Origin of the sequence: Streptomyces sp. NPDC002044 (assembly GCF_040296725.1) — a bacterium.
GTDB lineage: Bacteria > Actinomycetota > Actinomycetes > Streptomycetales > Streptomycetaceae > Streptomyces > Streptomyces antarcticus.
The window spans coordinates 24,618-38,159 of sequence record NZ_JBEOXU010000054.1; the positions used below are offsets into that span (position 1 = coordinate 24,618).

12 protein-coding genes are annotated in these 13,542 nt (G+C 72.1%); 6 read left to right on the forward strand and 6 right to left on the reverse strand.

The annotated features are described in order from the left end of the window. The first annotated feature begins 82 nt into the window (after window positions 1–82). Window positions 83–943 (forward strand): esterase/lipase family protein, encoded by an 861-nt coding sequence (locus ABT106_RS15950; protein ID WP_351277188.1) that lies wholly within the window; start codon window positions 83–85, stop codon window positions 941–943. A gap of 64 nt (window positions 944–1,007) precedes the next feature. On the opposite strand, the gene ABT106_RS15955 is transcribed toward ABT106_RS15950, so the two are convergent. After that, the gene (locus tag ABT106_RS15955; RefSeq protein WP_351277191.1) at window positions 1,008–2,132 is read right to left on the reverse strand and encodes a lytic polysaccharide monooxygenase auxiliary activity family 9 protein; all 1,125 of its coding nucleotides are present in this window, start codon (window positions 2,130–2,132) and stop codon (window positions 1,008–1,010) included. 1,792 nt (window positions 2,133–3,924) lie between these two features. On the opposite strand from ABT106_RS15955, the gene ABT106_RS15960 reads away from it, so the two are divergent. Next, on the forward strand, window positions 3,925–4,443 hold the full coding sequence (locus ABT106_RS15960) for an HIRAN domain-containing protein (protein WP_351277194.1): 519 nt from the start codon (window positions 3,925–3,927) through the stop codon (window positions 4,441–4,443). Window positions 4,444–5,064: 621 nt separating this feature from the next. After that, window positions 5,065–5,430 carry a hypothetical protein gene (locus ABT106_RS15965; RefSeq protein ID WP_351277197.1) on the forward strand — a complete coding sequence of 122 codons (366 nt, stop codon included), beginning with the start codon at window positions 5,065–5,067 and terminating at the stop codon, window positions 5,428–5,430. A gap of 150 nt (window positions 5,431–5,580) precedes the next feature. Here ABT106_RS15965 and ABT106_RS15970 read toward each other — a convergent pair whose 3' ends face one another. Together ABT106_RS15970 and ABT106_RS15975 are read right to left on the reverse strand one after the other, a co-directional pair. Further along, complete coding sequence (locus ABT106_RS15970; protein ID WP_351277200.1) at window positions 5,581–6,066, reverse strand: ribonuclease FAU-1 family protein; 486 nt, start codon at window positions 6,064–6,066, stop codon at window positions 5,581–5,583. Next, window positions 6,063–7,004, reverse strand: coding sequence for a GNAT family N-acetyltransferase (locus tag ABT106_RS15975; RefSeq protein WP_351277203.1), 942 nt, complete (start codon window positions 7,002–7,004; stop codon window positions 6,063–6,065). The genes ABT106_RS15970 and ABT106_RS15975 overlap by 4 nt, the downstream gene beginning before the upstream one ends. A 71-nt stretch (window positions 7,005–7,075) precedes the next feature. On the opposite strand from ABT106_RS15975, the gene ABT106_RS15980 reads away from it, so the two are divergent. Beyond that, window positions 7,076–7,465, forward strand: coding sequence for a GntR family transcriptional regulator (locus ABT106_RS15980; RefSeq protein WP_351277206.1), 390 nt, complete (start codon window positions 7,076–7,078; stop codon window positions 7,463–7,465). An 86-nt stretch (window positions 7,466–7,551) separates the two neighbouring features. On the opposite strand, the gene ABT106_RS15985 is transcribed toward ABT106_RS15980, so the two are convergent. Further along, complete coding sequence (locus ABT106_RS15985; protein ID WP_351277209.1) at window positions 7,552–8,649, reverse strand: DUF5925 domain-containing protein; 1,098 nt, start codon at window positions 8,647–8,649, stop codon at window positions 7,552–7,554. Window positions 8,650–8,861: 212 nt separating this feature from the next. On the opposite strand from ABT106_RS15985, the gene ABT106_RS15990 reads away from it, so the two are divergent. Beyond that, complete coding sequence (locus tag ABT106_RS15990; protein ID WP_351277212.1) at window positions 8,862–9,659, forward strand: SGNH/GDSL hydrolase family protein; 798 nt, start codon at window positions 8,862–8,864, stop codon at window positions 9,657–9,659. Here ABT106_RS15990 and ABT106_RS15995 read toward each other — a convergent pair. After that, a complete protein-coding gene (locus tag ABT106_RS15995) occupies window positions 9,629–11,470 on the reverse strand; it encodes a serine/threonine-protein kinase (protein ID WP_502979389.1) in 1,842 nt (613 codons plus the stop codon). The genes ABT106_RS15990 and ABT106_RS15995 overlap by 31 nt on opposite strands. Before the next feature lie 269 nt (window positions 11,471–11,739). Here ABT106_RS15995 and ABT106_RS16000 point away from each other — a divergent pair, with 269 nt between their 5' ends. After that, on the forward strand, window positions 11,740–12,009 hold the full coding sequence (locus tag ABT106_RS16000; RefSeq protein ID WP_351277218.1) for a hypothetical protein: 270 nt from the start codon (window positions 11,740–11,742) through the stop codon (window positions 12,007–12,009). 53 nt (window positions 12,010–12,062) lie between these two features. Here ABT106_RS16000 and ABT106_RS16005 read toward each other — a convergent pair whose 3' ends face one another. Beyond that, complete coding sequence (locus ABT106_RS16005) at window positions 12,063–13,274, reverse strand: CaiB/BaiF CoA transferase family protein (RefSeq protein ID WP_351277220.1); 1,212 nt, start codon at window positions 13,272–13,274, stop codon at window positions 12,063–12,065. Between the last annotated feature and the right edge of the window lie 268 nt (window positions 13,275–13,542).

Here is a 13,542-nt window from a genome sequence, read left to right on the forward strand (position 1 = left end):
TGTGATCCGGATCACGGGACGAGCCCCCACGCCCCATCCCCCGCGCCATCCCCTTGAGTCGCAACCGCAAGGAGATCACACGATGCTGCCCTGGAGACGCCTGCTCCGCCCGCTGGCCGTTCTCACCCTCGCCGCCGCAGCGCTCGTCGCCCCCACCGGCGCCGCGCAGGCCGCGTCCGCACCCAGCAGCGGCTGGAACAACTGGTCCTGCAAGCCGTCCGCCGCGCACCCGCGTCCCGTCGTGCTCGTCCACGGCACCTTCGGGAACTCCGTGGACAACTGGCTGGGCCTCGCGCCCTACCTCGTGCACCGCGGCTACTGCGTCTACTCGCTCGACTACGGGCAACTGCCCGGCGTGCCCTTCTTCAACGGGCTCGGCCCCATCGACAAGTCGGCCGGCCAGCTCGACGTCTTCGTCGACCGGGTCCTCGCCGCGACCGGCACCGCCAAGACCGACGTCATCGGGCACTCGCAGGGCGGCATGATGCCGCGCTACTACCTGAAGTTCCTCGGCGGCGCCGACAAGGTCAACGCCCTGATCGGGCTGGCCCCCGACAATCACGGCACCACCCTGCTCGGCCTCACCAAGCTGCTCCCGTACTTCCCCGGCGCCGAGGACCTGATCAGCGCCGCGACCCCGGGGCTGGCCGACCAGATCGCCGGGTCCGCCTTCCAGAACAAGCTGAACGCGGGCGGGGACACCGTTCCCGGGGTCAAGTACACGGTGATCGCGACCAGGTACGACCAGGTGGTCACCCCGTACCGGACCCAGTTCCTCGACGGCCCGAACGTACGGAACGTCGTCCTCCAGGACCTGTGCGCGGTGGACTTCTCGGAGCACGTCGCCATCGGCCTCACCGACCGGATCGCCTGGCACGAGGCGCTGAACGCCCTCGACCCGGCCCACGCCGAACGGACCACCTGCGCGTCGGTCTTCGACTGACGCACAGGCGGTCCGGGGGGCCGCGGCCGCCGGACCGCGGCCCCCCGGCATTCCGGCCACGGCACTAGCGGCCGTGGCGGCCCGCCGTCGCGCGGCGGCGGGCCACACCGAACAGCACGGCCGCGCCGACGGCCAGGACGGCGGCCCCGCCGATCGCGATGACCGGGGTGGCGCCGCTGCCGCCGGTCTCCGCGAGGTTCGAGCCGTCCGGGGATCCCGCCTGCACGGGGGCGGAGACGGCCTTGCCGTTCGTCTTCGGGTCGTTGTCGCCGTGGCCGTTGTGCTCCACCGAGGACTTGTCCGCGCCGGCGGCGATCTGCTGGTCCGTCGGGACCTGCGCCACCGGTCCGGTGCCGGGCTGGTCCGACGGCTCGCCGGAGGGCTGGCCCGAGGGAGTGGAACTCGGCTTCGCGCTGGGGCTGGTGCTCGGCTTGCCGCTCCCGCCGCCCGCGGTACCGGTGCCGCCGGTGCCGCCGGCCGTGGCGCCGCTGCCGCCGGCCGCCCCGCCCGTCGCCCCGCCGGTGCCCGCGCCGTCCCCGCCGCCGCCGTTGTCCTTGCCGAAGACCACGTCCGAGCAGGTGTAGAAAGCCTCCGGGCTGTCCGAGCGCTGCCAGACGCTGTAGATCAGGTGGCGGCCGGTCTTCTTCGGCACGGTCCCGGAGAAGACGTAGTCGCCGTTCTGCATGCCCGGGTCGGTGGACTTCAGGAACGGCGCGGGCTCCAGGTCGGACCACTTCAGCGGCTTGGCGGGGTCGTACCCGTCCTTCGTCACGTACAGCTCGAAGGACCCCTTGTGCGGAGCCGTCCCCTTGTAACGGAAGGTGTGCGCGCCCGCCGTCATCGGGCTCGACGGCCAGTCGGCGCGGGGCAGGTCCAGCCCCTTGTACTTGCTGTTCCCCGCCGAGCACAGCTGGCCGTCCGGGATCAGCGACCTGCTCTGCCCGGCCGCGTTGGCGATGTTCACCGCGTTCCAGTCGTAGAACGCCTGCGCCCCGCTCGCCGCCACGGCCGCCTTGCACGCGGCGGACCTGGGTGATTCCGGCCCCTCCGCGTAGCACGCCGCCACCCGGCTGACCGGGTCCGTCATCGACCCGTGGGCGGCCGCGGGCACGGCGGCGTACGCGGCCACCGCGAGCGGGGCGAGACCTGCGGCGGCGATACGGGTGACGGTGCGGCGGCGTACGGGCATGGGTGGATCTCCTTCGGAGCACAAGACAGGGGTGTGCCAGCGGTGCCGGGCAGTGCGGCGCCGCCCCCGACGGGGGATGCGGCGCCGCCTCCGGCCCTCCCTGGCTCAGCCAAGCTAGCCCGCGGAACCCCCCGTTTCCCGGGCCCGAGCCCCCGGAACCCGATCCTTAGGCTCCACTTAAGGCAGGGGCAAGAGCCACCTCAGGAACGAACCCCTCAACACCTGTCCACCCCAAGCGCCCGCGCGTCCTGTCGTCCATGTGCGTCCACACGGATCCAAGCCGTGTCGCCTCCGGTGGCTCCCCGGATGGCTCCCCGGGGCCGGGCTCGGCATCGGTCGACATCTGCTTTGTAAGCTCGCCCGGCGGCTACGGCCTGTGGCCGAGTCCAGGACGCAACGCCTCTCCTCGGCTCCCATGAGTGCCGCTGTACAACCCCGTTGTGGTCAGCTGGGGATGTCGGTGAAGGTCACCACCAAGACCGCTTCTTCTTCCTTAACTCCCGCTTCTTCGCCTTGGCCTCATGCTCCTTGCGGTCTGCCACCCCGCGGTCTGTCCACTCACCCTGATGCTGGTGACACTGGCCGCTGCCGACGATGGCCAGCCTCCTGCACCGACCACCGCCCTTCTTCGCAGCCCCACACTTCGGCTGGGTCACTCCCGCGTCTCCTCCCGAGCTGTCAAACGGACGCTCGCAGCGTCTCGCCAGCTACGCGGTTCGGGAAGGCGCACATGGAAGCACAGGGGAGCACACGGCTCCAAGAGGCCCGTGTGGAGCCTGTTAAATGCTTGACGAGTATGGCGACAGCAGCGAACCTGAACCACCAGATGTTCGTCAGGTTTGCTTTCTCGGAGCGAAACATGAATGCAGAATTCATGCACGGCCAAGAACTCAACCCATACCGAACCGCGCGAACGGGAAACTGCTGGTGGTGCGGGAATGGCGCCGACACGGCAGAGCACAAGTTCAAACACAGTGAGTTGAGGCGACTCAACGCTGATGGCGCAGGTCTACTGTGGGGTGACGGAGACAGGGTAGAATCCATCCGCTCTCTCCGTAAGTCATCCAGGGTGCGGTTCGCCTCGAATCTTTGCGCTAACTGCAACAATGCCCGGAGTCAGAAGTTTGATCGCGCCTATGATCAATTCGCGGAGCACATTTGGGAGCGGAGCGATCGGCTCCACTTGTCGAGATTCATGGATATGTACTCCATCTACGGAAACGACTGGTCCTCGTCTACCGTTGACCTGGCTCGATACGTCGTGAAACATATGGGTTGCCGAATGGAAGCGGACGGATTCGCAGTCCCGCCAGAATTCGCACCGTTCCTCGATGGCGAAGGCTCGCTGCACAGCGTTCAAATGGTCACGTTCAAGGATCGCGATACATGGAGGATGCAACGCAACCTGGGCGAAGTTTCCATCATTTCTATAGGAAAAGGATTGGGAAGTGTCAGTCCTAGCTTGGGTCGACTTACCACTTTCTCCAGCTCAATCCTCATCGGATATGTCGGAATATTTTATCGATGGCAATTCGAGAGCACGGAGACCGATCCTTTCTATCGTTACAGGGAAGCTCGCCTGCATTGGAAGAGTCGGCTTCCTTTGATGTGATTTCAGTGATGGTAGCTCCCCACCACAAACCGGCCCGCAGTTGCATATCCCAAGGGCTTGCAGGGCCTATCGTCCCTTTCTGTCCACACAGATCCAGGCTGATCGGCTCCGGTGCTCCCCGAATGGCTTCCCGTAACTGAGCCCGGCGTCGACACCCGAAACGCCCCAAGGGGGAAGGTCATGTATGTTCCGTCGGACGGGCCCGCAGATCGATTCGTGCCGGCGCCTGGGGTCCTTCATCGGCTGCATCTTGTCGAATACGGTGGTGGCCTACGTCTCTGCGAAGACGAAACAGGGCTGCTGGTTGGCCCGACTGATCGACGGCTTCAGCAAGCCGGTCTTTACGTGATCAATGTGCGAGGAGTCCAGTACTACCCGAAGGCAGCCCGCCGGGCTGATCTCAGCCCGGGGCGTCCCCTGCGATTGGTACCCGAGCCGGACAACCCCCATGATCCCTTTGCCGTAGCTGTTCACCCCAGCTACGGCAAGGAGCCGATCGGCTACGTGGACAAGCAAAAGGCCCGCCACTTGGCCAAGCTGATCACAGGTGGGGCAAGCCTCACAGTGGTGAGCTTGCGCGGGACAGGGGTGGGAGTGGACTGCAAGGCCGTTGCCGTTTTGGCGGCTGCCCCTGAGGTGGTAGCCCACCTCATGTCGCCGCGGCCGCCTGCCCTTCCTCGGCCAGCCTACTTGCGATAGCACGGCAGTGGGGCCGTGCTTGACCTGAGCGCCGCGCTCCGCAGGTAGGCGTGCCCTACCCCGCGTCGCTGGGCCATTGGTCCGCTGCTCCCCGCACCCGCGGCGAAGGCTCGTCGTGCGATTCTTGGTCCAGTTGTTGGTTCGACAAGGAGACTGAGTTACGGAGCAGGCGAGCCCACGCGGGACCTTCTTGAAGATTGCTGACCACCTCAAGGGACGGATCACTGCTGAGCCCGCGATGGCCGAGTTGCCTTCGCTGGCGGAAGTCATGGATGAGTACAGCGTGAGCCGAGGAGTCGCCCTCCGCGCCTTCAAGGTGCTTCAGCAAGAAGGTCTAGCCGAACCGGTGCCTGGGACGCGGTGGCGCATCGCAGATGACGGGACACTTAAGGCCGGGGTAAGCAGCCCCTCAGGAACCGTGCCCGGACGGGCCGTTCGCACCCGCGGCCGTGGTGGCCCGCGCGGGCGGGCGGCGGCTCCCGCGGATACGCGGAGCGGTGGGAGGGGGTGACGGGGTACGTTCGGCCGTACGGGGTGCGGCCCTGGCCACCAGGGCCGCGACGGGGGCCGCACCCCGACATGCGCCGGTCGGCGGCCGGGGCGGGCGGCTACCCTCCGGGGATGGAGCGCGCAGAGGTTCTCAAGCGAGTCATCGGCATCCTCACGGAAGCCCAGGAGATCCGCCGGGCCGCGGAGGCCGGCGAGGACGACGACGGCCCCGAACTGGAGACGAGGGTCGTCAGCAAGCTGCTGAACGAGATGCTGCCCTCGATCAGCGTGCCCGCGGAGTCCTCCCCCCAGCAGGTGGCCCGCCTCGTCGCGGAGGCGCTCGGGCCCGCCCTGCAGACCATGGTCGCCGGGTTCAGCCTGGCCTTCACCAGCCTCGCCATGGCCCACGACGGCGGCCGGACGGACGTCTCCGCCATCGGCGTCCTCCAGGAACTGGCCCTCGAAGTGGAGGCCGGCGTCTACGACGCGGACTCCTAGGGACGGCGTCGGGACATCCGGAACTTCCGTTGTCATATGCCTATCGGCGCCCCCGTCCCGTGCGTAGGGTGTGGCCCCGGACCATCCCGGGCCGTCGCCCTCCCGGCTCCCCACGGGAGGGCGACGGCGTCTCCCCTGGTGGGCGACCCCCTAGCGCAGGAGCGCCGACAGGCCCGCCGGCTTGCGGGCCTGCTCGTCCAGCGCGTCCAGCGCCCGTACCGCCTGGGCGGCCGCCTCTGGGTCCGAACCGGCGAGGCCGCTCGCCGCGAACTCGTCCTCGTCCAGGCGCAGTACGGACGTCCCGTCCGCCGAGACCCACAGGTCGAGGTCCAGGTCGTCCACCAGGATCTCCGCGCCGCGCACCAGGGCCGGGCGCGTGACGTCGCAGTACCAGCCCTTGAGGACCCCGTCGCCCGTCCGGACCTCCTTGACCGCGTACCAGCGGGTCCGCCAGAAGTGCTCCACGAACACGTCGCCCGGCTCGAAGCGCACGAAGCCGAAGTCCCGCGCGGTCCCGGCCGCCCAGGGGGCGCGTACGGAGATCCGGTCGCCGTCGTCGGACAGCGGGACCGCCGGATAGCGGATCTTGACGCGTCCGGCCTTGGTCAGGACGACGGTCAGTTGCTGCTCGCTCACTCTGTCCCCAGTTTCCTCGTGAAGCGCGTCTCGGTCGCGCAGATCTCATAGCCGAACCAGTCGTTGACGGCGAGCATCGGCGTGTTCCCCGCGTCATTGCCGGTGAACGCCTCGGTGTACCCGGCCGCGCGGGCCCGGCGCAGGGAGTCGGTCTTGGCGAGCTTGGCCAGGCCCCGGCCGCGGAACGCGCGCAGGGTGCCGGTCATCGCCGAGCCGTACCGCGCGGCCCCGTCGGTCCGCGCCGCGGTGAAGGCGGCGACCTCGCCGCCGGCCAGGACGACCGTGGTCAGCTCCTTGTCGAGGGCCGGGTCGTCCCAGGTGCGCGCCAGCCAGTCCTCGTAGTCGTCGAGCGTGATGGCGACGTCGCCCGGCTCGTCGGACGTCGCCTCGGAGTCGGCGCGGAAGAGGGGACGGGGATCGGCGGCGAAGGCCGACCCGGGAAGCAGCTCCACCCCCTCCGGGAGCGGCTCCGGCAGCGCGGGCAGGTCGGCCGCCGCGAGGTCAAGGCGCAGGAAGTGCGCGGAGCGGCCGGCCCGGTAGCCGTGCCGCTCGGCGAAGGCGCGGCTGTACGGCTCGTCGAGGACCCAGGCGTACACGTCGACCGCACCGTGGCGGGCCAGGTGCTCCTCGGCGCCGCGCAGCAGGAGGGAACCGGCGCCGCGGCCGCGGTGGGCCGGGTCGACGTACGCGTTGACGTAGGACTGGCCGGGCTCGGGGCTGTCGTGGGCGATGCCGACCTGGGCGGTGCCGATGACCCGGCCGCCGGAGTCCTCGGCGACCAGTACGCGCAGCTGCCGGGCGGGGTGCGCGGCGGCCGCCTCGAAGGTGACACCCCGGGCGGTGGTGATCAGGAAGGGGAGGGCCGCGCGGCGTACCCGTGCGACGGAGTCCGCGTCCGAGGGATCGTCGTGGCGGAGGTCCCGGAGGAGAACGGTCATGCGGACGACGCTACGTGCGGGCTCGTCCGCGACGCCTCCCAATTAACCCCCGATGGGACAGAATCAGCCGCGTGACCTCGACGAACCTCAAGATCTCCATCGACGGCTCGGCCGGCTCGGCCGCCCCGTACGAACAGCTGCGCGCCCAGATCGCCGACCGGGCCCGGTCGGGGAGGCTTCCGGCGGGCTTCAAGCTGCCGACCGTACGGGGGCTGGCGCAGGAGCTGGGGCTGGCCGCCAACACCGTGGCGAAGGCGTACCGGGTGCTGGAAGCGGACGGGGTGGTCGAGACGCGCGGCCGCAACGGCACCTTCGTCGCGGCCGCGGGGGAGGGCCCGGCGCGGGAGGCCGCGACGGCGGCCCAGGCGTACGCGGACCGGGTCCACCGGCTGGGCCTGACGAACGCGGAGGCCCTGGCGGCCGCCACGGAAGCCCTCCGCGCCCGGTACGCGGCGGGCTAGACCCCCCGGCCGGAGTCCCGTTGCGGCCGGGGGCGCGTTCCGCACCGGCCCCGCCCGCCGCCGGGACCCCGCCGCCGCGCCGGAGGCTAGAGGTAGAGGCCCGCCTCCGGGCCGTGGGGCTGCGGCGGCAGGAGCGACGTCGGGCCCGTGCCGCGCCGGAGGGCGTACAGCTCCGCCAGGCTCGCGCCCTCGCGGGGGACGCCCTCCTCGGTGCCCAGCCAGTCCACCGCCTCCCGGTGGGTCAGCCGGCCGACCTCGACGCGGGCCAGGCAGCGCCCCGGCCGGACCACCGCCGGGTGGAGCCGTTCCAGGTCCTCGTTGGTCGTGACGCCCACCAGGACGTTGCGGCCCTGCCCCAGCAGCCCGTCCGTCAGGTTCAGCAGGCGGGACAGCGCCTGCCCCGCCGTGTGCCGGGCCTCGCCGCGGATCAGCTCGTCGCAGTCCTCCAGCAGGAGCAGCCGCCACCGGCCCTTCGCCGTGCCCTCGTCCTCGCCGATCGCGATGTCCATCAGGTAGCCCACGTCGTTGAACAGCCGCTCCGGGTCCAGGACGCAGTCCACCTGGCACCAGTCCCGCCACGAGCGGGCCAGCGTGCGCAGCGCGGAGGTCTTGCCCGTCCCCGGCGGGCCGTGCAGCAGGAGGAGCCGGCCCGCGATGTCGTCCGGGGTCACCTTCATCAGCCGGTCCAGCGCCCCGGCCACCGGCGCCGTGTAGTTGGGCCGCACCTCGGCCCACGTACCGGCCCCGATCTGGCGGGTCGTCCGGTACGGGCCCCGGCGCGGGGAGACGTACCAGAAGCCCATCGTGACGTTCTCGGGCTGCGGTTCGGGATCGTCCTGAACCCCCTCCGTGGCCTCGCCGAGCACCCCGGCGGCGAGTTCGTCGCTGATGGCCGTCACGGTGACGTCCGCGCCCCGGCTCCACCGGGAGACCAGCATGGTCCAGCCCTCGCCCTCGGCGAGCGTGGCGCTGCGGTCACTGTCCCGGGCCGAGCGCAGCACGGTCGCCTCGGGCGGCAGCAGGCTCGCCCCCGCCTTCACGCGGTCGATCGACACGCTGTGCGAGAACGGCTGCTCGCCGGAGGCGAAGCGGCCGAGGAACAGCGCGTCGACGACGTCCGACGGCGAGTCGCTGTCGTCGACGTTGAGCCGGATCGGCAGCGCGTCATGCGGGTTGGCTGGCATGGCGTCCATGATCCGGCACGAACCGGCACCGCGCACGGGTGTTTCGCCGGATCGGGTGGCCGGATTCCCTCTTCAAACACCTCGCGGGTGAAGGTTCGGACCGCAGGTCTGCGCCAAAACTTCTTGGCATGAACACTTCCGGCGGACCCCCGTTCCTTGTACCACGGACTGAGGAGTAACCCCCACTAGGAGCCGCATACATGAGCACGAGAATGTCTCGTTTCGCTGCCCTGACCTCCTCCCTGTTACTCGCCGCGGGAGCCACGCTCTTCGGGGCAGGTCAGGCGGCCGCCGCCCAGGCCGACTTCGGCTACGTCGCCCTCGGCGACTCGTACTCCTCCGGCGTCGGCGCCGGCAACTACGACGGCGCCAGCGGCAACTGCAAGCGTTCCACCCGCGCCTACCCCGCCCTGTGGGCCGCCGCCCACTCCCCGCAGAGCTTCTCCTTCGTCGCCTGTTCGGGCGCCCGTACGGGGGACCTCCTCGCCGGTCAGCTCGCCCCGCTCAACTCCGGCACCGACCTGGTGTCCGTCACCATCGGAGGCAACGACGCCGGATTCGCCGACGTCATGACGACTTGTGTGCTCCAGTCGGAGTCCACCTGCGTCAACCGCGTCAACCAGGCCAAGGCATACGTCAACTCCACCCTCCCCGGCCAGCTCGACCAGGTGTACAACGCCATCGACAGCCGCTCGCCGGCCGCCCGCGTCGTCGTCCTCGGCTATCCCCGCTTCTACAAGCTGAGCGGCTCCTGCGTCACCGGCCTGACCGAGGGCGAGCGCGCCGCCATCAACGGCGCGTCCGACCACCTCAACGCCGCCATCGCCAAGCGCGCCGCCGACCACGGCTTCACCTTCGCCTCGGTGGCCGGCGCCTTCACCGGCCACGAGATCTGCTCCGCCGGCCCGTGGCTGCACAGTCTCAACTGGCTCAACATCGGCGAGTCGTACCACCCCACCGCGGCCGGACAGTCCGGCGGCTACCTGCCGGTCTTCACGAACGCCGCCTGACCGGCCCGGAGCACCGGCACCGGCGTCGCCTCCGCGGTCGTACCCGGGGCGGACGGCGCCGGCGCCGGGACGGACGTGGGCGCCGCCGAGGGCGCCGGTGCCGGGTCCGGTGTCGTGCCCGGCCCCGGGTCGGGTGTCGTGCCCGGCCCCGGGTCCGGTGTCGGCGACGTACTCGTACCGGGGGAGGCGGTCCCGCTCGTCGGGGTCGCCTCCTCGCACGTCACGGACGTCTCCACCCACGCGGAGGTCACCTCCGCCGGACCGCGCACCTCCAGCCGCACCGCGTCGGTGAGGACCGGCCCCGGCCCGTACGTCAGCTCCGCGTGCTCCAGCCGCCGGCTCACCGGCCCGCCTTCCTCGTACGCGAGCGACTGCCAGCCGGACCCCGAGCTCCTCCCGCTCCGCGTGGCCCAGCGGTACTCCAGCACGGCCGGCGTACGGTCCACCTCGACCGTCGCCGTGAAGGCGGGGGCGCGCTTCGCGGGCGGCGGGCAGCCGCCGCGGTAGGACGCGCGCACGGCGTCGACGTACACGCCGGGGTACGCCTGCCCGGTGTCCGACGGCGAGACCGGCGCGGGCCGCGAGGACGCGGCGGGGGAGCCCGCGCCCGCGGACCCGGCCGCCCCCGGGGCGGGTTCCGTCCGCGCCGGAGCCCCGCCGCTCCCGCCGGGGTCCCCGCGGCCCCCGAACAGCAGCCACCCCAGCGCGGCCAGCGCCAGCAGCAGCACCACGATCCCGGCGGTCAGCACCAGCCCGGCCCGGCCCTCCCGCGGAGCCCGCGCGGCCGCCCCGTACGGACCTCCGTTCCCGGAGGCCCCGTTCCCGGAGGCTCCGGGCACCCCGCCGCCCGGAGCCCCGCCGCCCGTGGTCCCGCCGCCCGGTGGCTCCTGCCCGGGGTGCGCCACGGCCGTCGGCCCCTCCGCCCCCGGCCTGCCGGCGGCCCGTACGGTCCCGCCCGCGCCCACCAGCCGCAGCATCCGGGCCGCTTCCGCCGGGGCGAGCCGCTCGGCCGGGTCCTTGCGCAGCAGCCCCTCCAGTACGGGCGCCAGCGCCCCGGCCCGCAGCGCCGGGGGCGGCTCCGCCTCGACCACGGCCTCCAGGGTGTCGAGGGGGGCGGCCCGGCGGAACGGCGAGATCCCCTCGACGGCCACGTACAGCGTCACCCCGAGCGACCACAGGTCCGACGCGGGACCCGGATCGCGCCCCAACGCCCGCTCCGGCGCGAGGTATTCGGGGGAGCCGACCATCTCTCCCGTCATGGTGATCGCCGAGGACCCCTCCAGGCTCGCGATCCCGAAGTCGCCCAGCACCACCCGGCCGTCGTTGGCCAGCAGCACGTTCCCGGGCTTGACGTCCCGGTGGAGCACCCCCGAGTCGTGCGCCGACCGCAGCGCGGCCAGCACCTGCTCCCCGAGGTGCGCGGCCGCCTGCGGGGACATCGGGCCCTCGGCGTCCAGCACCTCGGCCAGCGAGAGCCCGCGCACCAGCTCCATCACGATCCAGGGCCGCCCGTCCTCGGACGCCACGTCGTACACCGTCACGACCCCGCGGTGCGAGATCCGGGCCGCGGCCCACGCCTCCCGCTCCAGCCGCCGGTACATCCGCTGCAGCCCGGCCGCGTCCAGCCCGGCCGGCGCGCGCACCTCCTTGACGGCCACGTCGCGGGCCAGCACCTCGTCCCGGGCCCGCCACACGACACCCATACCGCCGCGGCCGAGCGGTTCCAGCAGCCGGTAGCGGCCCGATATGACACGGTCGGCGGCCGGTTCCCGGTCCTCGTCACCCACGTTGTCACTCACGCGCGCCCCCATGTGCGTCCATGCGTCACCGGATGATCACTCCAAGTTAGCGCAGCGGGCCGGAAGTGACCCCTGTCGCGACGGGACTTGCGGGCCCGTCCGCGAACGGGCGCGGTCCGGCGCCGGATCTGTGCGGAGAGTGACGGATGACTCCGCTGAGTAATCGTCAACTCCCCGTCGCCACAGGGGTAATTCACACCACCGGGATACCCGGGCGCGACGCGGGGGCGATAGGGTTAACCTGCCCGGGCCGGGTGCCCTCGTACGGGTGGGGAGAGATCATGGAACAAATAGCAATGCGCAGCAGGCCGCCTCGCGTGCCTGCCATCACCTGCGGCAGCAACGCGACCAGTTCGCGCCTCGACCGCCATCTCGCGGTGCTGGGCGGTCCCGCCGTCCCGCACCGGGACGCCGCCGAGGCGACGCTGCTGATGCGCGAGCTCACCTCGCGCGACCACACGCACCGCCTGCGGAGCAGGAGCGCGCGCGTCTCGCTCTTCGCGCCGCTGCGCCGCCTGCGCCGCACGCTCTTCGGCAGCCGCCGTTCGTAAACCGTCCCCGCACCGCAGCCGTTTCGCCCCCCCGGGCTCCCGGCTTCCCGGCCCTACGCGACCACACCGTCCCGGCGCAGTTCCGCGATCCGCGCGTCCGTCATCCCCAGGGCGCGCAGCAGGGCTCCGGTGTGCTCGCCCAGCGCGGGCACCGCACCCATGTGCGGTGCCGCGCCGCCCGGCAGCCCGATCGGCGGCAGCAGGGCCCGCAGCGGACCCACCGGCGAACCCACCTCCCGCCAGCGGTCCCGCGCCGCGAGCTGCGGATGCCCGGCCAGCCGGGCCACGGAGTTCAGCCGCGCGCAGGCGATGCCCGCCTCCTCCAGCCGCCCGATCGCCTCATCCGCGCCCAGCCCGGCCAGCGCCCCGGCCACGACCGCGTCGGTCCGCTCCCGGTTCGCGGTGCGCGCCGCGTTCGTCGCGAACTGCGGGTCCTGTGCCAACACGGGCTGCTCCAGCACCTGTTCGGCGAGCCTGCGCCACTCGCGGTCGTTCTGCACCGACAGCAGCACCCGGTCCCCGTCCGCCGTCGCGTAGGCGTCGTACGGCGCGATCACCGCGTGCGCGAGCCCGGTCCGCACCGGCTGCTCCCCGCCGTGCATCGTGTGGTGCAGGGGATGCCCCATCCACTCGGCGAGCGCGTCCAGCATGGACACCTCCACCCTGCCCCCGCGCCCCGTGACCCCGCGGCGCAGCAGGGCGGCGAGCACGCCCGAGAAGGCGTACATGGCCGCCGCGATGTCCGCGGCCGGGATGCCCGCCTTGACGGGCCGCTCCGGCGTCCCGGTCACCGAGACCAGGCCCGCCTCGCACTGCACGAGCATGTCGTAGGCGCGCTTGTGGGCGTACGGCCCCTCGGCGCCGTAGCCCGACACGTCGACGGCGACCAGCCGCGGGTAGCGCCCGCACAGCGCGGCCGAGTCGAGCCCGAGCCGGGCGGCCGCCCCGTGGGCCAGGTTCTGGACGAACACGTCGGCGCCGGCCAGCAGTCCGTGCAGCACGTCGAGGCCGCGCGGGTCCTTCAGGTCGAGAGCGATCGACTCCTTGCCGCGGTTGGCCCACACGAAGTGGGAGGCGAGACCGTGCGCGGCGGTGTCGTAGGCGCGCGCGAAGTCGCCGCCGTCGGGACGCTCGACCTTGACCACCCGCGCGCCGAGGTCGGCGAGCTGACGGGTGGCGAAGGGAGCCGAGACGGCCTGTTCGACGGCGACGACGGTGATGCCGGACAGGGGGAGGGGTTCGGGCGCGGAGCTTTCGGTGTCCATGGCACCGATGCCTATCCCGCCGGACCCCGCCCTGTCACCCCCCGGCCCTCTTCGCCCCCGCCCGGCCGTCCTCACCCGGCGGTGCCGCGGGCGAACCGCCGGGACGCCGGCGGCACGAACACCGCGAGCGGCGGCGCCGACCAGAGCAGCGCGCCGGCGACCGGGTGTGCGGCGGGGCCAGGCGGCGCCCGCGCCGGTCCCGGCCCCCGGGTTCCCGCACAGCCCGCAGACCACCAGCGGCACCAGCTCCACCGCGCCCATCGCCCCG

Bases quoted from the DNA above. Each gene is read 5' to 3' on its own strand.
- ABT106_RS15960 (WP_351277194.1), top strand. From the start codon at position 3,925: ATGTATGTTCCGTCGGACGGGCCCGCAGATCGATTCGTGCCGGCGCCT.
- ABT106_RS15950 (WP_351277188.1), top strand. From the start codon at position 83: ATGCTGCCCTGGAGACGCCTGCTCCGCCCGCTGGCCGTTCTCACCCTC.
- ABT106_RS16000 (WP_351277218.1), top strand. From the start codon at position 11,740: ATGGAACAAATAGCAATGCGCAGCAGGCCGCCTCGCGTGCCTGCCATC.
- ABT106_RS15975 (WP_351277203.1), bottom strand. From the start codon at position 7,004: ATGACCGTTCTCCTCCGGGACCTCCGCCACGACGATCCCTCGGACGCG.
- ABT106_RS15955 (WP_351277191.1), bottom strand. From the start codon at position 2,132: ATGCCCGTACGCCGCCGCACCGTCACCCGTATCGCCGCCGCAGGTCTC.
- ABT106_RS15990 (WP_351277212.1), top strand. From the start codon at position 8,862: ATGTCTCGTTTCGCTGCCCTGACCTCCTCCCTGTTACTCGCCGCGGGA.
- ABT106_RS16005 (WP_351277220.1), bottom strand. From the start codon at position 13,274: ATGGACACCGAAAGCTCCGCGCCCGAACCCCTCCCCCTGTCCGGCATC.
- ABT106_RS15995 (WP_502979389.1), bottom strand. From the start codon at position 11,470: ATGGGGGCGCGCGTGAGTGACAACGTGGGTGACGAGGACCGGGAACCG.
- ABT106_RS15985 (WP_351277209.1), bottom strand. From the start codon at position 8,649: ATGCCAGCCAACCCGCATGACGCGCTGCCGATCCGGCTCAACGTCGAC.
- ABT106_RS15965 (WP_351277197.1), top strand. From the start codon at position 5,065: ATGGAGCGCGCAGAGGTTCTCAAGCGAGTCATCGGCATCCTCACGGAA.